We start from the raw sequence: 18,794 nt of genomic DNA on the forward strand, positions 1-18,794 counted from the left end.
ATTAGATAACGTGAATGAATGCCAAGATGGCAATAAAGCAAATGAAGGGAACACGATGAAAATAACGCCGCTGACACAACATATTGGTGCCAGTATTGAGGAAGTTTGCCTGGCGAGTTGCACTGACAAAGAATTTTCGCTGATCTACAACGCTTTCTTAACGCACAAAGTCATTTTTTTTCACGAACAACACCTTTCACCGCAAGATCAACTTTTGCTTGCGGCACGCTTTGGTGAATTGGAAGCACCGCATCCATTTTTCCCCCATGTCGATGATTTCCCGCAAATCAGTGTGATTGAGACCACACCTGGCAACCCGCCGGGGAAAAGCTTCTGGCACACGGACATGACGTGGCAGAAAGCACCACCCAAATGCTCGGTGCTCTGCGCGCAGCATCTTCCTTCTGCTGGGGGAGATACTATCTGGCTTTCTATGGAAGCGGTTTACCGAGCACTGCCCGATGCGTTGAAACAGTCACTACGCGGCAGAACAGCAACCCATGCGGTGCATGGATTTGCAGGGAGTCGATTTGATGAAGTGGATGCGCAGGGCGAGAGCAAAGTAAGTAACATTTCAAGCGGGATAAAGGATATTCATCATCCTTTAGTGACAGTACACCCAGAAACAGGAAAACCTAGCCTCTATATCAACGAGCAATTTTGCCAGCGTGTCGATGACGAAGACTTAGAAAAGGGTGAAGAATTATTATCGTCGCTATTTTCATCTAGTCATGTTGAAGAATTTCAGGTACGTTTTCGCTGGCAAACAGGAAGTATCGCCATTTGGGATAATCGCTGTACTCAACATTTCGCTGTTACCGATTACGGTGACGAACCAAGAAGATTGCATCGTGTCGTCGTAAAAGGCGATGAGCCTAAGGCTTACAGCACGTTGTGAACACACAGAGTCAGTAAGTGTGTACACAGAATTTTATTGTCTCTCTAACCCTTGGAAAAATAGCGTAAATATTGGGCTATAGTTAATCAAAAAAAACATACCCAAAATCGGTTGGCGAAGCTCGCTATTTTTTATTGGTTAGCAAGGACAAGTAAATGGTTTGGTTAGATAACGCTAGGATCCTCGCGATTCTGGCGGTCGTGATGTTGCATGTCGCGGCAGACTTTGTGTTTGATGCACAACTGGGTAGCATCTCTTGGTGGATAGGAAATGTGTATGACAGCGCAGTAAGGTGGTGCGTGCCTGTTTTTGTCATGATAAGTGGCGCTTTGTTACTTGACCCTTCTAAAACGGAATCCCTGCAAGATTTCTACAAAAAGCGCGTCTCAAGGCTGCTTATCCCGTTAGTGTTTTGGACGGTGGTCTATCTAGGATGGCAGGTTGTTAAAGGGGTGGTTAAAAATCAGCCTGAATCTGTGTCTTCGCTTCTTCTTAGTGTGTTGAACGGTACACCTTATTATCATATGTGGTTTCTCTACATGATCGTAGGGCTGTATCTGTTTACACCATTTTTTCGAATGGTTGTCATGCAAGCCTCTGAAAATGCGCTTTGGGTGCTCGTTGTTGCGGGTATGTCGATCGCTGCGATTAATTCAGGTGTTGAAAAGCTGAATGGGCAAGACGCGGGTTTGTTCATCAATTGGTTTTTGTTATATGTGCCCTATTTCTTTTTGGGCTATTTGTTACGCCAAACAGAACGCTATCCGCCATTTTGCATGATTGTCGGCGTGTTTGTGACTACATTTGTTGTTACATCACTAGGCTTCTTTCTCTTGGCATCCGCTTCATCTGTAAAAATAGGTCTCTATTTCTACGATTACTTGAGTCTTTCTGTCATTCCCATGTCGATCAGTGTGATGTTTATGTTTAAGCGAAAAAACCGACCGCTTTGGACTACTGATGTTACCAAAGCGCTCGCTTCGTTGACGCTAGGCGTTTACCTGATCCATCCGATGGTTCTAGAAATACTCAATTTTGCAGGAATCGGCGCAATGTCGTTCACACCTTTGATTTCCATTCCTGTTATTACTTTCGTCGTTTACCTCGGTTCGCTCATTGCTGCATGGTGCTTATCACGTATCCCGTTACTTAAGCGCTGCATTTGATGGTCTTTCTTTTCTAGGGGGCTTATCGCTCCTTAGAATCCTTGTTTATGTGACAAATAGGGTGGGTGAAACGACGTCTTACATCAGAGAGCTAAGAGGGATGTGCTGCCTGATAACATTAATGTAGAAGGTGATGCTAAAACTCGAGAAGTGTTATTGCTGTGTGTTCAGCCTATCTATGCACCATGCTTTCCTGTCTATCTGTCGACGTTTTCTTCTTTATTCCCTTTATACCCCCTTTTATAGAAGGGCTAACGCCAGTTGCGTGTGTCTCTCGGCATAACATGTTGAAATCTAGTGTTGGGTAAAAAGGCGTATCGTATGGGTTTATATTCAATAATTTGCTTTGTTTCAATTTGTAACCTACTGAATAATAAGTATAAAAAATGTTAAATATGTTGAAATGCGACTCAGCCAAGCATTTCGGCTATTTATTTTATCCTTCCGCATAAATACTAAACAGTATGCTGTCGACTTTGTATGAAACATATGTTTAACATTGGATGAATATGCGCAATTTTTCGCTGCATTTAGTTTTGGGGCTAAGAAAACCATCTTTATTGCGCATAGTTTTTGGGTAACGGAACTGCCCCTGTTGCATACAAAGGAACTGACAAAATGAAAACAACAATCCTCGCGTTGGCGATGGCTGCGCCACTGGCTCTTTCGGCTGCATCAGCAAGCGCTGAAACGTTAAAAATTGGGATGTCTCAATACCCAGAGGACCTTCACCCGATCCTCGTTTCGAACGTCGCGGCATCATACATTCTGAGTACAGCGCACCGCGGCACGGTGATTTATGGCAAAGACTGGTTGTTACAATGTAACGCGTGTGTCGACGTGCCCAGCTTTGAAAACGGATTAGCAGAGCGAATAGTGCTTGATGATGGTCGTGAAGGCATCAAACTCAAAGTGCAAATTCCAAATGATTTGTTTTGGGGGGACGGTGTTCCTGTCACCACCAAAGATATCGCGCTTGGTTACGCGATTGAAACCGATGAGCGTGTCGGCAACCCAGGTCTTCAAGAAGCCAAGACCATGGAAAAACTGGTTGTACTTGATGACAAGAACTTTGAAGTCGTTCTGAACAAAATCACATTCAAATACAATACGTTCATTCCTACTGCTATGCCTGCTCATGTGGAAGGCGATGTGTATAGCAAGGATCCAACGAGTTATTCAAAAACCACCAAGTACGCCACTGAACCAACAAACCCTGGTTTGTATTTCGGTCCTTTTGTGATTTCGAAAGTCAATGCAGGAAGCTTCATCACCGCTCAGAAAAACCCGCATTGGAAAGGTAAGTCTCCTGTCATTGACGAAATCATATTTAAAGCCATTGAAAACACCTCAGCACTAGAAGCGCATCTTCTTTCTGGCTCTGTGGACTATTTGCCCGGTGAACTCGGCCTTTCATTGGATCAAGTGCTGCAACTTGAAAAGCGTCACGGAGATAAATACAAGGTTCACTACGAGCCTGGTCTGCTTTACGAGCACTTAGACACCACAATGAACAACCCGCATCTGGCGATTAAGGAAGTTCGTCAGGCGCTTCTTTATGGCGCGAATCGAGAGCAATTGGTGGATAAGCTTTTCGCTGGTAAGCAGCCAGTCGCAGATACGAACGTGAGCCCACGTGATACGACCTTTTTTGCTGACGTAAAACGCTACGAATATAATCCTGAAAAAGCCAAGCAGTTGCTCGAAGGTGCTGGATTTACGTTAAAAAATGGCGAGATGGTTGATTCGGAAGGTAATGAGCTACGCATCGAATTAATGACGACAGCGGGTAACAAAACCCGTGAGCTGGTGCAGCAAGTTCTTCAATCCCAGTGGAAACAGATTGGTGTGAAGGTGAGCATCAATAACCAGCCAGCGCGTGTCTATTTCGGTGAAACGTTAAACAAGCGCAAGCACAAAGGCCTAGCCATGTTTGCATGGTACTCATCACCTGAGAGTCCACCGCGTACCACGCTGCTTTCTACTAACATCCCAACGGAAGAAAACGGTTGGTCTGGTCAAAACTACATTGGTTACCAAAACCCTGCGATGGATGATTTGCTAAACAAGGTAGAAGCAGAACTGGACACCGAAAAGCGTAAGAAGATCTTCCATGAAATTCAGAATATCTATGCGGAAGACCTGCCAGCACTGCCTCTGTATTTCCGTGCAGACAGCTTCGTGATGCCGAAATGGTTGGAAGGTGTGACACCGACGGGCCATATGTTCCCATCCACCAACTGGGTTGAAGAGTGGTACACCACTAAGAAGTAGGAGCCGTACATGGACGACAAGATACTTGATGTTCGTCGTCTGCGGGTGACCTTAAAGGCTACCCTGCGGTTAACGATATCAGCTTTCATATCAACAAAGGCGAGATCCTTGGCGTTGTCGGTGAATCAGGGTGTGGCAAAAGCCTTGCTGCGTTGACGCTAATGGGGCTTCAACCAAACGTCATGAAAGCCAGTGGTGAAGTGGTCTTTCGTGGTGAAAACCTGCTAAGCAACAGCGATGCGGATTGGCAGAAAGTGCGCGGTGAAGGTATCGCCATGATCTTTCAAGAACCCATGACTGCGCTTAACCCTGTTGTGACGGTCGGGGATCAAATTGCGGAGATGTTTGAACTTCACCGTGGTAACAATAAAGCGGAAGCGAAAGAGCGCGCGATTGACATGCTCGAAAGGGTGCACATTCCCGATCCAGTTCGACGTGCAACTGCTTACCCACATGAGCTCTCTGGTGGGATGCGGCAGCGTGTCATGATCGCCATGGCGCTGGCATGTGAACCTGAACTGATTATCGCTGACGAACCCACGACGGCATTGGACGTCACGGTACAAGCTCAGGTTCTCGATTTGCTGGAAGAGCTTCGTGATACCACAGGCACAGCGGTTCAATTCATCAGTCACAATTTGGGTGTTGTCTCTCAGCTTGCTGAGCGCGTCATCGTAATGTACGCGGGGCGCATTGTTGAGCAAGCAACCGCTGAAGAACTGTTCGCTAATCCTCAGCACCCTTATACGCAAGGGCTACTGGCGACATTGCCAAAAATTGGCGCTGCACGTGATGTGTTGCCTGCGATTCCAGGTGCCGTGCCCCCGCTCGATTTACGCGGTTCTGGTTGTCCGTTCGCCGATCGATGCAGCAAAGCGACGCCGACCTGTGTGTCTGCAATGCCTGAATCGGTTGAACTCAACACCGTTCACACGGTGGCGTGCCACCATACATAAGGACGGACTTTATGACATTATTAAAACTAGACAATGTCTGTCAGCGCTATCCCATTGGTCAAAAAGGTTGGTTTGGAAAACCTGCGCAAGAACTGAAAGCGGTGACCAAGATATCCCTGTCATTGAATGAAGGGGAGACCATAGCGATTGTTGGCGAATCTGGCTGCGGGAAATCGACGTTAGGTCGAATGGTCGCATTACTAGAAGCGCCAGCTGAAGGCACGGTTGAACTTGCCGGTGTGAAAACCGCGGGCTTGAAAGGCGAGGCGCTTAAAGCGTTGCGCCGTAAACTTGGGTTAGTATTTCAAGACCCGTACTCTGCACTGAATCCGCGCATGCCAGTTTCTGAGCTGGTGGGGGAGCCGCTTGATGTTTATAACGTTGGCGACAAAGCCTCGCGCAAAGCCAAGGTAATTGATGCATTAATCGCTGTGGGTTTGAGTGAAGACGCACTCGATCGCTATCCGCATGAGTTTTCCGGTGGTCAGCGTCAGCGTATCTGTATCGCTCGCGCTTTGGTGCTCGAACCTTCGTTGATCATTGCTGATGAACCCCTGTCGGCACTCGATGTGTCGGTGCAAAGCCAAGTGTTGAATTTGTTTGCGGAGTTACAGCGCGAACGAAACCTGTCTTTTTTCTTCATTAGCCATGACATGGCCGTGGTGGACTATCTCGCCGATACCATTGTTGTGATGTATCTCGGTCAGATTGTTGAGCAAGCACCGCGCGATGCGTTTTTTGCTAACCCTGCTCACCCATATAGTCAGGCACTGCTCGCCGCTGTACCTGAGGTGGGGCGAGGGAAACGCAAGCGAGGGTTATCGTTACAAGGCGATGTGCCAAGCCCGATAGACCCGCCCAGTGGCTGTGCGTTTCATCCGCGCTGTGCGAAAGCGACGGATCGATGCAAGTCTGAAGCGCCTAAGGCGTTGATGTATGGCGGTGATGAAAAGCATATTGTTGCTTGCCACTTCCCCAGTGAAGTGATTGACGCAAAAAAGTTTGATTGTAAGGAGGCCACGGTATGACGCGTTTCATTATTGGCCGCACACTACAGAGTATATTTGTCCTGTTTTTAGTTTCATTTGTTTCTTACGCGCTGATTGGTCTCATGCCCGGAGACCCGATTGATTTGATGGCAACGTCAGATCCGACAATGACAGCAGCAGATGTCGCGAGACTCAAAGCCCTTCAGGGATTAGACCAACCGTTGATTGAACGTTACTGGCACTGGCTATCTGCCGCCGTTCAGGGTGACTTTGGTTATTCGCGCCTGTATTACCAACCTGCGGAAGACGTGTTGATTCCGGCTGTGTGGAATACGGTAAAGCTGGTGGGCATTGCGACTTTGCTTTCACTGCTGATCGCTATTCCTGTTGGGGTGATTGCTGCATTGAAACATCGTACTTGGGTGGACTACGTGATCAGCTTTGGTGCCTTTGTGGGTTTCTCAACACCTGCGTTTTGGCTAGCGCTAATGCTAATTCTTGTCTTCTCAGTCACACTTGGCTGGCTGCCAGCTGGTGGCACGGGTGAGGCCGAAGGGGGTGGTTTTTGGGTGGAACTGCAACACCTTATCCTTCCAGTGATATCGCTGACTGTTTTGAATGTGGCGAGTCATTCCCGCTATGTTCGCGGCACCATGCTAGAAGTCATGCGTCAGGATTACATTCGAACAGCGATTGCGAAAGGGGCGTCAAAAACCCGTGTGATTTTTCACCACGCATTGCGTAATGCGATGATCCCTTTAGTGACCATTATTGCGTTGGACATTGGCTTCTTACTGTCTGGTGCATTGATCACGGAAACCGTGTTTGCGTGGCCGGGTATGGGTAAGCTGATCTTCGATGCCATCATGGGGAATGACTATAACCTTGCTCTGTTGGGACTCATGGTGATCACTTTTACTGCGCTATTGGGTAACCTGCTTGCAGATATTGCCTATGCAAAACTTGACCCACGAATCAGTCTGACAAAAGGGGCATCCGCATGACACAACATGTTTCCAATGCTGCTCCCGTTGCAGCACCGAAGCGCCAAGCTTCTTCGCCATGGGTACTTGTGTGGCACCGGTTCTGTCAACACAAAGCCGGCTTGGTGAGTGCGGTATTTATCATACTGTTTGCGATACTTTGCTTTAGCGCACCACTGCTTGCGAGTTGGTTTGGACACGACCCATTTGAAGTGGATTTCTTTGCGCGGTTTGAGCCTGCGAGTGATGCTCACTGGTTGGGCGCCGATGAGCTAGGTCGAGATGTATTCCTCCGTTTACTCTATGGTGGTCAAGTGTCGCTATCAGTCGGTGCGGTTGCAGCCTTGATGACGGCAATACTAGGCACCTTAGTTGGCGTCTTTGCGGGTTACTTTGGCGGTAAGCTTGACGCTGTACTAATGCGTATTGCTGATTTCACGCTGTCGCTGCCGACATTACCTTTGATGATCGTGATGGCGGCGGTCGACCTAAGTAAACTGGGTCTGCCTGAAAGCTGGGCGCAAGGTGAGAACGCTAGCTTCATTCGCATCATTGTGATTGTCGCCTTGTTTGGCTGGCCAACGACAGCGCGTTTGGTGCGCTCTGGTACGTTGTCATTGCGAGAGCGTGACTATGTGAAAGCGGCTGTCGGTTATGGCGCTTCGCCTTGGCGTATCATTCGTCGTCATGTATTGCCGAATGTGTTGTCGCCCGTGATCATTGCAACCACCATGGCGCTGGGTGGTGTGATTTTGCTGGAAAGTGCGTTGTCATTTTTAGGTCTAGGCATTCAACCGCCGATGCCTTCATGGGGCAACATGCTGCAAAATGCGCAAGAAGTCATCTGGCAATCTCCAGGGTTGGCGATCTATCCCGGTATCGCCATTTTGGTGACCGTTATGGCGTTTAACTTCCTCGGTGATGCGTTGCAAGACGCGCTCGATCCTAAATCGGGTAACTGATTTTCAAACTCAATAAAAAGCCAGCGAATGCTGGCTTTTCTTTTTATTCAGACTGTTAGCGAGATATATCTTCCCACCTAAGTCTTCTCGTCGAAATGATTTGTACTCGAATTGCAGCCTCTTCTTTCTAATCACCCTTAAACATGTAAATATTATGCATGTTATAGTTTCAATACTTTCTAGGTGCCCATGATGATCAATATTGTTGATAAAGAAAAAGAAGAGAGAATCCCGCCCATACTTCGTCTTGGCTTTAGGCCGCTCTTTCTGCTGGCGGGTATTTATGCCGTTTTTTCGATCTGCACTTGGGTATGGTTGTTTACCTCTGGAAGCCGATCGCCGCTTAACGTGCCTGCGATCTGGTGGCATGCCCATGAAATGTTGTTTGGTGTTGCGATGGCTGTTGTCGCGGGATTTCTCATGACCGCTGTGCAGACGTGGACGGGTATGAAAGGCACCTCCGGTGGGCGGCTGGCCTTTATTGTGATGCTGTGGATTGCAGCGAGGGTTCTGTTTTGGACGGACACGCCTTTATCTATCATCGCATTAGTTGATACGGCATTTCTTGTGCTGACAGGGTGGGAGGTCGGTTATCGAGTGGTGATCACTAAACGCTGGCGAAATCTGTTTTTTATTCCGATGTTGCTGGTGGCAATCAGTGCGAATTTGGCGAGTTATGCCACTGTAAAGGGCATGCCACCATTTTCCGCTAATGCGCTTTGGCAGGCGATGTTGTGGTGGTTCATGATTCTTATCTCCATCATGGGGGGGCGAGTGATACCATTTTTCACCGCTAAGCGTTTCCAGCTTGAAGCACCCAAGCCCATATTATGGCTCGAGGTGTTGGCCATACTTCCTCTTGTGATGCTTGCTGTTATCTCATTTTTCCCTTTGGTGCCAACGTGGTTTAACGCGTCGTTACTATGGGTAGCGGGTATCACTCAGTGTATTCGTTTATACCGTTGGCAAGGAGTCCGATCATTCGGTGAGCCTCTCGTTTGGTCATTGCACCTGTTTTATCTTGCGCTGCCTGTCGGCTTGATTGCGAAAGCGTTGTTTATTGGTAATGCATGGATTTCACATTCATTGATTCACCTTTTTGCGATGGGCACACTGGCGGGTGTTGTTCTGGCAATGATTGCGCGTGTGAGTATGGGGCATACTGGCAGGGCGATTTATCAAGGCGCATCATTTAGCTTTGCGTATTTTTCGTTGGTATTGGCGACGCTGGTGCGAGTGTTGGGACCAATAGTCTGGCCTGAACATTTGCAAACATGGGTCGTTATCGCGGGAATAGGTTGGAGTATGGCTTTTGGTGGCTTTGTTGTTTGTTTCGGTCCGATGCTGATTAGGGCGCGCGTAGACGGGCACCCAGGGTAGCGGCTATTGAGAAATCTACGGCACGTCAATGTTCTGTGGCACGTCGCACTGCAATTATCAGCCGTTACGCCATACTAATAGCAATAGTATCAATGAGTAATCAAGGGAGTAATCGGCGTGTGCAGATGGTTAGCGTATCAGGGAAAACCGTGTTTCTTAGATGAAATGCTACATCAACCTAACCATTCATTGGTGATGCAGAGCATGGAAGCGTCGAAAGCAGTGACGGCGGTCAACGCTGATGGCTTTGGTGCGACCTGGTATGGCGAAAAATCAACGCCTGCGTTGTATCGTGAAGTGTTACCTGCTTGGTCTGATGCCAATCTACGTTCTCTCGCCCAACATACTAAATCTCATCGCTTCATGGCACATGTGAGGGCATCAACAGGTGCAAACACATCTCGAGAGAATTGCCATCCGTTCAACGTTAAAAATTGGCTCTTTATGCACAATGGGCAGATCCCCGATTTTGAATTGATGCGCTACAAATTAGAGCGTCAGTTGGATGAAGCCTGCTATTTGAAGCGCAAAGGTACAACGGACAGCGAACTGATCTTTTTGCTGCTGATGCAATACGGTCTTGAACAATGCCCCAAGACTGCGCTGGTTCGTGTGATTAAAGACATTGAAGCGGAAATGCGGGAAAAAGGCATTGACCAGCCGTTCAAGGCTGCATTGTGTATCAGTGATGGTAAGCAGTATTGGGCGCTACGATATGCGACGTTTGGTGTGCCTCCCACCATGTTCTATAAAATGGTCGACAGTGGCGTAGTGCTGGCCTCAGAGCCCTTCGAGCTAGACAGAGAAGGGTGGAACAAGGTGCCAGCTCAAAGCTTCGTTGAACTTGTTGGTGAGCAAGTTAGTGTGACTGAATTTGTGATGCATTCATCTACCTAACTGCTCATTTAAGTACTCATTTAAGCACTCACCTAAGAACCAAGGCTCTGATAATAGACTTCAGAAGTGACGTTGAAGAGAGGGCGGAGATTTCGCCCTCCGTGATTCATTAAACCGCAATATTCAACGGTAGGTATCGCTTCCACGCATTGTCATAGAGTGCACGAGATTCTCTGCGTAACTTTTCAATTTTTGCTGTTTCGTAATGACTGAGTGGGCGATCATCCATTGCCGCTTCACGTTCGATCTTCTGGATTTGTTCGTAGTTAGCATGCTCCTTCCCGTTCTTTATGGCTGAAATGGCTTTCAGGTGCAGCTGAACTTCCGCGATTATTTGGCTTTCAGGCAATGAAACCAGCACTTTTATGTCGCGATACCCCGATGGGCGAGGTGTGTGAAAACGGTTGATGACTTCCATCGTTTTCGTTGAAGCAGCCAGTTGCGCATAAGCGTTGTTCAACCCATCTACTGAATCCGTTTCCACGGTGATACGCACGATATCTGTCAAGCGAGTGACATCGCCATCCAGTTCCTTCTCCACTTTTTCTTCAGCGCGCTCTTGTCCTTTCAAGCCGGCAGACAAAACACTGCCGTTGGCTTTCTTCGCAATCGTCTGAGCAATATTTTCGAGTTCTTGTTGTGCCTGTGGTGCTGCGTCATAAAGCTCGGCAAGATCGCTGTAAGGCTGTTTGATTTCTTTGGCACGGAATGAAGGGATAGAGAACAACTCGGAGAGAGTGGTGTCGTGGTCTGCTTGTGGCTGCTGATAAGAAATACTCTGGCTGCAAGGCGGGGCTTTTACGTCGAGTTGCTCAGCATAAGCCGGCACACGAATCACCAGAATTGGAACGATAATCAGCGCTTTAAACATTCTTCCCATCTAAATACCTCTGTTGGTTGAGGGTCACTCGGTTAGCGTCCTGTGAGTGACTACAACTTCATCATATCGACTGAAGATGAATGTTAGCTGAATGAAAGGGTTATGTTCGCGCCTGACGTCTCAAACTGTGTCTGACTGTTGGGCGAAGTTCAAATAATGCAAAATATTATTCTGCATATTAACGTTTGGATGGACTAACTGTGCGTATATGGCATTTGACGTAATTAATCACTCTGTGAATGTTTGTCAAAATTGATGCGGTGACGTTAACTTAATGTAATGACAGTTATCGTGTGTTTCTTACCCAGAGATGCCCGTTAAGAGATCGATATGGAGGACGTAACATGTATCATCCAGATTATCTTATGCAGCTATGTCATATCAGCGACCTAGCAGTACAAGAACTCGAACCGACGTTTGACCATTTGCCAACTACCGCACACGCCGATGGTCAATACAGATTAAGACGCTATTCCATCGTGCAGTGTGATGCTGGCGCTGTACGCCAAATGCCCCAACACACCTTTGTGCAAAGCCGATCCATTAACCAACACCAAGGCGGTGTTATTCGCCATTTTGAAGACTTGTCGCCGAATGTTCTTCATTCGGAAGGGTTCTTTGAGCTTTGTCGATTGTTTAAAGACAACAATGAACTGGACGATCAGCAGGACATCGAGATCCATCAAATGAGAGTGATTACCCTAAATGACATCACACCCGTGTCGCCAGAAGGAGTGCATCAGGATGGCTTTGATCATATTGCGATTGCGGCAATTCACCGGAAAAACGTGCAAGGCGGGGAAATTTTGGTGTACAAAGACAAAGCCGAGCAGCCGTTCTTTTCGCTGGCAATGAACGACGGAGATGTGGCGCTGCTCGACGATCATGCCGTTTGGCACAACGCAAATCCGATCCGGCCTGTTAACCCTTCCTTGCTGGGACATGTTGACTTGTTTGTGTTGACGGCGCGCGAACGTTGATGCCTTCTCGAGTTAGGGCTAGTGAAATGATGAGTTTTGCTAGCCTTGACCCGAAGGGAATCAACCATAATTTTGCTTATTCTTATCTTTAAAATCACACAGTTACTTGTCCTTAAGTTAAACTGGTCGCAATATGAACTAATAAACCGCGCCTTTAATGTTGAATACTCCCAAATACCTCGCTCTAGCAGCAACCTTATTAACCCCTGTGTGTTGGGCTGAAGTTGTTGACGCCACTGATACCACTGAAACGAGTCTCGATGTGGCGATAGAGACAAAGAAGCCTGACGTCGATACTGTCGAAACACTGCGCCTTAAGCGAAGCGAAAACTGGGGCATAGCCGCCACGTTACGTTCTGCTGGTGTTCCTTACGCCGAAGGTGGCAGCGCGAATGTCTCCAGCTTCGTCCCTATGATGTTCTACCAAGATGAAGCGTTTTTCATCAATGGAACAGAAGGCGGCATCCGTCTTTGGGAAGAAGATGAGTGGCGGGTCAATGCTATCCTTCGCATGCGATTTATTGATTTGCCGACGGCCGTGCAGAACGATATCGGCGGTGATACCGGCGACTTTGGTTTCCAACTAAAACGCCAACTTGGTGATGGCTGGTATGCAGATCTCGATGTGTTATCGGATAAAGATTATCGTTTCCACAGTGTTGCCACGCTCGGTAAAACAATTCATACAGAGGATTTTGACCTCGACGCGACGGTTTCTGCACGTTACAAAGATGCAGACTTCAATAGCTTCTATTACGGGTTGTCAGAATACCGAAATGAAGGGGTGCACATTGGAGCTGGCGTTGATCTCAAAGCGGGCATGAAAGGGCGTTACCACGTCTATTCCAATCTTTATCTCGTCGGGGCGGCATACGCGACGTATTTTGATAAGAATGTTCGCCATGCGGCTACCATCGACAAGAATTGGCAAGGGGAGGTTTTCGCTGGTTTCGGTTTCTTCAATGATCACAAACGCGATGGCGAACGAGAGATTTCGACTCGTCCATATTGGCGATTAGCGTATGGTTGGGCAACGCCTTCTAACATTGGTGAGATCATTGCAGGTGGCACGGAAAAAGACCCCTATGGTAATACGTTAACCTCGGTGTTTTATGGGCATCCGTTGACTGACTCTCTGTTTGGCGTTCCACTGGATATCTACCTGACGCCGGGCGTTGTTTGGCACTGGAGTTCTGAGGTACAAGCCTCGTCGCCTGAATTTGTGATGGCGATTAAGGCGTATTACACGTTCGATTGGCCGACAGAATGGCGGATCGGTGCGGCAGAAGGTTTGTCATACGTAAATAACATCACCTATGTAGAAAGCTCTGAAATGGAGCGCAAAGGTTATGAGCCAAGCCATTTGCTTAACTACATTGATCTTTCTGTTGATGTGAATGTCGGTGATTTGATTGGTCAGAAGAAATTGAACAATCTGTGGTTGGGTTATTCAATTCATCACCGTTCGGCGATTTTTGAGAAAGCGAGCCAGTTTGGTCGAATCAAAGGTGGCAGTAACTACAACACGATTTACTTGCAGATGGACTTCTAAACTAAGAAGCTGGCACCTACGCGTTGGAATGTATGCGATGGTCAATCTGATGAACAAAGAAGCGGGCTTTAGGGCCCGCTTCTTTATGTTTGTTAGTTAGGCAGTGTAAGGAAGGTAACCCGTGAAGCCTACAATTTTCCAGCCTGATTCGGTTTGCTTCAGGTAATACAGCGTTTGCCACTTCAGCACCTCAGGCTCTTTACCGACAACCTGAATGGTGCCATCAAACTGCTTACGCGCGATGGCTTTGCCGTCTTTCACTTCGATTTGTTCAAGCGTGGTGAGCTTATGAATAGCATCTTCTAGTGGCTCTGCGTATTCCGTATCAAGACTTGCACGCGCAGCTTCTAACCATGAGTCTCGGTAGTCTCCGAAACATGAAAATGCCAAGTTCCATTTCCCCGGGTCTTGATCGAATCCTGCATTCACGGCAAAAAATTCATGCTCTAAAAAATCGTTTTCCACCATTGACCAATCCGCTTGGGTGTAAGCCTGAATATCTTTGGCGACGAGCATGTCCCAAATTTCTGCGCGATCGGTATCTTTATCTAAAAATGGATTGCTTTTAATCATTTATGACTCCAACAGTATGAATTCGCTGATGGCTTATAAAACGGGATTTAAGGACAAAAGAAAATGGGAGATAAACAAGGCTGAGAGGTTGCTCGGGGATAAGGTAAAAAAAGGGGCTCAGGGAGCCCAAATAAAGAAAATCAAAGCGCGAAACGTGACCAAGTGTTGGCTACTTCTCGCGTTTGATGTTGGCAATATATTTGCAATGAATTGGACTCGCGGGCTAGGAAACTAAGCCTAGTAAGTCTTTTGCAGCTTGCTCCATTGAAGCCTTGGCAGGTTCATCACCCATTGCTAAAGCTTCGCTGTAAACAAATTCAATGTCGGTAATACCAACAAAGCTAAGTACCGTTTTGAGGTAGCCGACGACATGGTCGTTTTCAGTGTCTTTGTGAATGCCGCCTCGCGTTGTCACTATGATGGCTTTCTTGCCAGTCAATAGACCTTGCGGGCCTTGCTCTGTATATGCAAATGTCACTCCCGCACGTGCAATAAAATCGAACCAGTTTTTTAGCTGTGTTGGAATGGAAAAGTTGTACATTGGCGCAGCGATAACCAACGTATCACTGGCTTGGATTTCGTTAATTAATTGGTCCGACAGCGCTAGCGCATCTTGCTGTTTCTGAGTGGGTTTTTTCGCTCCACGTAAACCTGTCGCAAGTTCACCATCCAGGACGGGAACGGGGTGCGCGGCCAAATCACGCTCAATAATGAAATTGTCGCGGCCAAGTTGGTCAACCATTCCATCAATCAATTTTGTTGAAGAAGAATACTCGCCAAGAATACTTGATTTTAGAACCAGTACATTTGCCATTTCATGCCCCATTAATATTCGTGTTTACTGTGTCTTATTGTGATAACAACTATAGAGAAAGGGTAGCAGGCAAAAAAGCGGAAAAATCTGGGGGTAGTGTTCGAAAATATTGAATGAGATAAAGCTTGCTGAATGTGAACCTATAAAAAAGGCTTCCTACAGGAAGCCTTTCTCGAGCAATTATGCGTTTAACCGCACTTAGAATCGCCGCAGTTTAGGCAAGTCTGGCAGCCGTCTTTTACAACAACCGCTTTGTTGTGGCACTTATAGCAAAGCGTCGCACTTGGCGGGAAGCCTGTGTTCACTTCTTCTTCTGCTTTTGGTTCCACTTTCGCTGTATTTTCAGCACGCTTCGCTTCAAGGAATGCTTTTTGGTGTTCATCCATTTCTGGATTATCCAGCATGCCGATTTGCATCAGATGTTGTTCAATAACGTTGCCGATTTCTGCAATCAACGAAGGCACATATTTGCCTTTATTCCAGTAACCGCCTTTTGGATCGAACACTGAGCGAAGCTCTTCAACCAAGAATGTACAATCGCCACCTTTACGGAATACGGCAGAGATAATGCGCGTTAACGCCACAATCCACTGGTAATGCTCAAGGCTCTTACTGTTGATGAAAATCTCAAATGGCTGACGCATTGCATGATCGGTGCCTTCGTTCAACACGACATCGTTGATGGTGATGAACAGAGAATGCTCAGAAACGTGCTCAGGGGTTTTCAGCTTGTAGGTGGTACCCAGCAAAACCTCTGGACGTGGCATTTCTTCATGCATGGTTTCTAGCACTGGCGCGACGTCTTCTACCAATTTAACCGGTGATTCTTGAACGACGTCTTTGCTTTTTACTTTATAAGAAACAATTTTGCTTTCGATTTTACGTGTCATAACGAATTACTTCTTCAGAGTGGACAGCTTGATTGCAAGCCATCCTGACAATGTGTATCCCCGAGTATCTTGAGGTTACTCGGGGATAGGATTAAAACTTACCGTAGTAGCCTTCTTTCAGCGCATCGTAAAGGTTTGCTGCTGAGTGAATTTCGCCGTCGTACTCAATCTTCTCGTTGCCTTTGGCTTCGAAGGTAGAGCCGTCTTCCAGCGTAAACACGTACGTGGTTTTCTCAAGATCTTCATCTTTCACCAATACACCTTGGAACACTTCTGGGTTGAAGCGGAAGGTCGTACAGCCTTTCAAACCTTTATCATACGCATCCATGTAGATGTTCTTGAAGTCTTCAAACGGGAAGTCGGTTGGCACATTGGCGGTTTTCGAGATTGAAGAGTCTATCCAACGTTGCGCAGCAGCCTGAACTTCTACGTGCTGACTTGGTGTAATGTCGTCGGCGGTGATGAAATACTCAGGTAATTGCTCGTCTTCTTTGGTGCTGTATGGCATCGCTTTGGTGTTGATAATCTCGCGGTAGGCAAGCAACTCAAAGCTATACACGTCGACGCTTTCTTTCGATTTCTTACCCGGTTTAATCACGTTACGCGTGTAGTGATGCGCAAAGCTTGGCTCGATACCATTACTCGCGTTATTCGCTAGCGACAGTGAAATTGTTCCTGTTGGTGCAATTGAACTGTGGTGCGTAAAGCGACCGCCTTTCTCAACCAGCTTCGCAATCAAATCTGGGCGAATATCGCCAATTTGCTGCATGTAACGGCTGTATTTGGCGTGAAGCACTTTGCCTTTTACCTTGTCACCAATCTTAATGCCGTCCGTTGCCATCTCTGGGCGTAGACGGAGCATTTTAGCGGTAACAACGAATTCTTGGTCCATCACAGGTGCAACGCCTTTCTCTTCGGCAAGTGCAACAGCTTGTTCCCAACCGGTGATCGCCATTTCCTGAGAAACTTGCTCAGTGAACGCGATAGACGCCGCGCTGCCGTATTTGTGGCGAAGCATCGTCAGCGTAGAGCCCAAACCAAGGAAACCCATACCGTGACGGCGTTTGGTTTCGATCTCTTCACGCTGTTTTGCTAGCGGCAGTTGGTTGATCTCCACCACGTTGTCCAACATACGGGTGAAAGTCGCGACAACCTTACGATACATTTCCCAATCGAAACGTGCTTTCTCTGTGAATGGGTCACGAACGAATTTGGTCAGGTTCACTGAACCTAGTAGGCACGCACCATACGGTGGAAGAGGCTGCTCACCACAAGGGTTCGTTGCACGGATCTCTTCACAGAACCAGTTGTTGTTCATCTGGTTAACTTTGTCGATCAGAATGAAGCCTGGTTCAGCATAATCGTAGGTTGACGTCATGATGACGTTCCAAAGATTGCGCGCTGGCATGGTGCGGTAGATCTTGCACGCAATGCGGCCGATTTCGTCTTCAACAAATCCTTCGCTGCTTGGCCAGTCTGCCCACACGATGCTGTCATCGTTGTGCAGATCAGTTTTATCCTGACGTGCTTCTTTTTCAGTGACAGGGAAGATTAACTGCCATTCGCCGTCGTTCTTCACTGCTTCAATGAATTCTTCGTTGATCAGTAGTGACAAGTTGAATTGACGCAGACGGCCATTTTCACGCTTGGCACGGATGAATTCCATCACGTCAGGGTGACGAATGTCCATGGTACCCATTTGTGCGCCACGACGACCACCTGCAGACGACACGGTAAAGCACATCTTGTCGTAGATATCCATGAACGACAGTGGGCCTGATGTGTACGCACCAGCGCCTGATACAAACGCGCCACGTGGACGTAAGGTAGAGAAATCGTAGCCAATACCACAACCCGCTTTTAGGGTCAGGCCTGCTTCATGAACTTTACCTAGAATGTCATCCATTGAATCTTCAATGGTGCCACTTACCGTGCAGTTGATGGTAGACGTTGCAGGCTTGTGCTCGAAAGCGCCAGCGTTAGACGTGATGCGTCCTGCCGGGATTGCACCGTGACGAAGTGCCCACAAAAATTCTTGGTACCATTTGTCTTGTACCGATTTCTCTTCGAGATCGGCAAGTGCACGAGCAACACGCTTGAATGTGTCATCGAGTGTGACATCGATTGCTTCACCGTGTTTGCTTTTTAAGCGGTACTTGCTGTCCCAGATTTCCATAGACGTATCTTGGTATGGAATTGCTAGAACACCAGTAGGTTCGATTTCAGAAGCTGACTTGGTTTTGGCCATTATGAATTGCACCTCGAGAGTAATGCCGACTTGTTGAGCGAAGCTTGGCCAAAGACACTATATTGTGTCTCTGATTGGCAAGGGCGCAGATCAAACCACTATATCGTGTGATCTTCAAGTCTTGACAAGCAGAGTTTATGGAACAAATTTTACTTCTCTTTACGGTATAGTATGTTGTGTGTTCAAACTGTTCTGATCATGAAACCAATTAGAGAGACAATGTCCGGAAATTAGCCATATTCGTCAGGTCAGAAGCACCAAGGTGAAAGGCCGAAAGAGGAGAGCTTTTTGGTTAACGCGACGAATTTTGTGGTAATTCTCTTGCGACTCTTCCGTCAAAATCACAAAAAGT

At 47.3% G+C, this 18,794-nt stretch carries 15 protein-coding genes and 1 pseudogene; 11 read left to right on the forward strand and 5 right to left on the reverse strand.

All coding sequences use genetic code 11. The annotated features are described in order from the left end of the window. The first annotated feature begins 55 nt into the window (after nucleotides 1–55). From AC3CIC_RS07305 to AC3CIC_RS07345, 9 genes and pseudogenes are all read left to right on the forward strand, one after another. Nucleotides 56–898: a TauD/TfdA dioxygenase family protein gene (locus tag AC3CIC_RS07305; RefSeq protein WP_488515768.1), complete on the forward strand. Its 843-nt coding sequence runs from the start codon at nucleotides 56–58 to the stop codon at nucleotides 896–898. Nucleotides 899–1,053: 155 nt separating this feature from the next. Next, nucleotides 1,054–2,064, forward strand: a complete 1,011-nt coding sequence (locus AC3CIC_RS07310; RefSeq protein ID WP_488515769.1) for an acyltransferase — start codon at nucleotides 1,054–1,056, stop codon at nucleotides 2,062–2,064. Nucleotides 2,065–2,682: 618 nt separating this feature from the next. Then, on the forward strand, nucleotides 2,683–4,338 hold the full coding sequence (locus tag AC3CIC_RS07315) for a peptide ABC transporter substrate-binding protein (protein WP_488515770.1): 1,656 nt from the start codon (nucleotides 2,683–2,685) through the stop codon (nucleotides 4,336–4,338). Nucleotides 4,339–4,347: 9 nt separating this feature from the next. Beyond that, nucleotides 4,348–5,294 (forward strand): annotated as a pseudogene (locus AC3CIC_RS07320) (ABC transporter ATP-binding protein). Between the two features lie 11 nt (nucleotides 5,295–5,305). Continuing rightward, on the forward strand, nucleotides 5,306–6,322 hold the full coding sequence (locus AC3CIC_RS07325; protein WP_488515771.1) for an ABC transporter ATP-binding protein: 1,017 nt from the start codon (nucleotides 5,306–5,308) through the stop codon (nucleotides 6,320–6,322). Then, a complete protein-coding gene (locus tag AC3CIC_RS07330; RefSeq protein ID WP_488515772.1) occupies nucleotides 6,319–7,287 on the forward strand; it encodes an ABC transporter permease in 969 nt (322 codons plus the stop codon). Before AC3CIC_RS07325 ends, AC3CIC_RS07330 begins: the two co-directional genes overlap by 4 nt. After that, nucleotides 7,284–8,228, forward strand: coding sequence for an ABC transporter permease (locus AC3CIC_RS07335; protein ID WP_016962304.1), 945 nt, complete (start codon nucleotides 7,284–7,286; stop codon nucleotides 8,226–8,228). The genes AC3CIC_RS07330 and AC3CIC_RS07335 overlap by 4 nt, the downstream gene beginning before the upstream one ends. Before the next feature lie 192 nt (nucleotides 8,229–8,420). Beyond that, the gene (locus tag AC3CIC_RS07340; RefSeq protein ID WP_488515888.1) at nucleotides 8,421–9,608 is read left to right on the forward strand and encodes an NnrS family protein; all 1,188 of its coding nucleotides are present in this window, start codon (nucleotides 8,421–8,423) and stop codon (nucleotides 9,606–9,608) included. A 117-nt stretch (nucleotides 9,609–9,725) separates the two neighbouring features. Then, on the forward strand, nucleotides 9,726–10,505 hold the full coding sequence (locus tag AC3CIC_RS07345; protein ID WP_488515773.1) for a class II glutamine amidotransferase: 780 nt from the start codon (nucleotides 9,726–9,728) through the stop codon (nucleotides 10,503–10,505). A gap of 109 nt (nucleotides 10,506–10,614) precedes the next feature. Here AC3CIC_RS07345 and AC3CIC_RS07350 read toward each other — a convergent pair whose 3' ends face one another. Continuing rightward, on the reverse strand, nucleotides 10,615–11,385 hold the full coding sequence (locus AC3CIC_RS07350; RefSeq protein ID WP_488515774.1) for a nucleotidyltransferase family protein: 771 nt from the start codon (nucleotides 11,383–11,385) through the stop codon (nucleotides 10,615–10,617). A 344-nt stretch (nucleotides 11,386–11,729) separates the two neighbouring features. Here AC3CIC_RS07350 and AC3CIC_RS07355 point away from each other — a divergent pair, with 344 nt between their 5' ends. Continuing rightward, nucleotides 11,730–12,365, forward strand: coding sequence for a 2OG-Fe dioxygenase family protein (locus AC3CIC_RS07355; RefSeq protein WP_394213007.1), 636 nt, complete (start codon nucleotides 11,730–11,732; stop codon nucleotides 12,363–12,365). Between the two features lie 157 nt (nucleotides 12,366–12,522). Then, a complete protein-coding gene (locus AC3CIC_RS07360) occupies nucleotides 12,523–13,917 on the forward strand; it encodes a MipA/OmpV family protein (protein WP_488515775.1) in 1,395 nt (464 codons plus the stop codon). Between the two features lie 96 nt (nucleotides 13,918–14,013). Here the strand turns inward: AC3CIC_RS07360 and AC3CIC_RS07365 are convergent, their stop codons facing one another. The 4 genes from AC3CIC_RS07365 to AC3CIC_RS07380 form a co-directional block, all read right to left on the reverse strand. Then, complete coding sequence (locus AC3CIC_RS07365; RefSeq protein WP_488515776.1) at nucleotides 14,014–14,490, reverse strand: hypothetical protein; 477 nt, start codon at nucleotides 14,488–14,490, stop codon at nucleotides 14,014–14,016. Nucleotides 14,491–14,713: 223 nt separating this feature from the next. After that, nucleotides 14,714–15,304, reverse strand: a complete 591-nt coding sequence (locus tag AC3CIC_RS07370) for an FMN-dependent NADH-azoreductase (RefSeq protein ID WP_488515777.1) — start codon at nucleotides 15,302–15,304, stop codon at nucleotides 14,714–14,716. A gap of 188 nt (nucleotides 15,305–15,492) precedes the next feature. Then, the gene (locus AC3CIC_RS07375; protein ID WP_016962286.1) at nucleotides 15,493–16,194 is read right to left on the reverse strand and encodes a TSCPD domain-containing protein; all 702 of its coding nucleotides are present in this window, start codon (nucleotides 16,192–16,194) and stop codon (nucleotides 15,493–15,495) included. Nucleotides 16,195–16,285: 91 nt separating this feature from the next. After that, nucleotides 16,286–18,442 carry an adenosylcobalamin-dependent ribonucleoside-diphosphate reductase gene (locus tag AC3CIC_RS07380; RefSeq protein WP_488515778.1) on the reverse strand — a complete coding sequence of 719 codons (2,157 nt, stop codon included), beginning with the start codon at nucleotides 18,440–18,442 and terminating at the stop codon, nucleotides 16,286–16,288. Between the last annotated feature and the right edge of the window lie 352 nt (nucleotides 18,443–18,794).

The sequence above is a fragment of the Enterovibrio sp. QJM3NY_24 genome, from assembly GCF_057786035.1.